The following is a 1,007-nucleotide window of genomic DNA, read 5'->3' on the forward strand; positions in this document are numbered from 1 at the left end:
AATCCTTTCGACTTCTGCCATGGCTTACGATGTTAAGTCTGGTGGCAACACCAGTGTCAAAAAAGACGGTGCTAATGCCTATTCATTACCCGCGACGAACTTGCCAATGAGTAAGCGACTTGATTTTAGTGTGGGCAACAGTTTTTTCCGTAACCCATGGGTGCAAGCGCCAGCGACTACAGATGCTAGAGACGGTCTTGGCCCGCTTTTCAACACCAATGGTTGTCAGAATTGCCACATAAAAGATGGCCGTGGGCATCCTCCTGAAAAAGACGACATTCATGCCGTGTCTATGTTGGTGCGTTTGAGTATCCCGGCGATGACGCCAGAGCAGAAGAAAGCTTACATCATGGATGGCGGTATTCCGGAGCCTACGTATGGCGGACAACTGCAAGATTTTGCTCTGCAAGACCAAACGCCAGAGGGCAAAATTGCTATTACTTATACGGACGTTCCCGTTGAGTTTAAAGATGGCACCAAAGTGACGTTGAGAAAGCCTACGCTGAAAATTACCGATTTAGGTTATGGGGACATGCACCCTGATACGCAGTTTTCCGCTCGTGTCGCGCCACCTATGATTGGTTTAGGTTTGCTAGAAAGTATTCCTGATGAAACGTTGCTTAAGTGGGCAGACGAAAATGACCGTGATAGCGATGGCATCTCAGGCAAGGTGAATAAAGTTTGGGACATTCAAAAAGGCGACTTTTCGCTTGGCCGTTTTGGATGGAAAGCAGGACAACCAACATTGATGCAGCAAAATGCGGCCGCGTTTAATGGTGATGTTGGTCTAACAAGTCACTTGTTCCCGAATGAAAACTGCACGGCGAAGCAATCCCTTTGTGAGGAGTTGCCAAATGGCGGCAAGCCAGAAGTAAGCCAAAACATACTCGACTTCGTAGAGTTTTACAGCCAACACTTAGCCGTGCCGATTCGTCGAAATGTGAATGCTCCTGATGTTCAGCTTGGTCAAAAGATCTTTGCTGCTTCGGGGTGCGAAAGCTGCCATA

The 1,007-nt window shown here is 47.9% G+C and carries 1 protein-coding gene; it reads left to right on the forward strand.

The features are described 5' to 3' along the window. Window position 1 precedes the first annotated feature (1 nt). The coding region (locus R7P69_RS25335) for a di-heme oxidoredictase family protein (RefSeq protein ID WP_318121852.1) at window positions 2–1,007 on the forward strand (1,006 nt) is incomplete at its 3' end.

Origin of the sequence: Vibrio sp. 661 (assembly GCF_033339315.1) — a bacterium.
GTDB lineage: Bacteria > Pseudomonadota > Gammaproteobacteria > Enterobacterales > Vibrionaceae > Vibrio > Vibrio alginolyticus.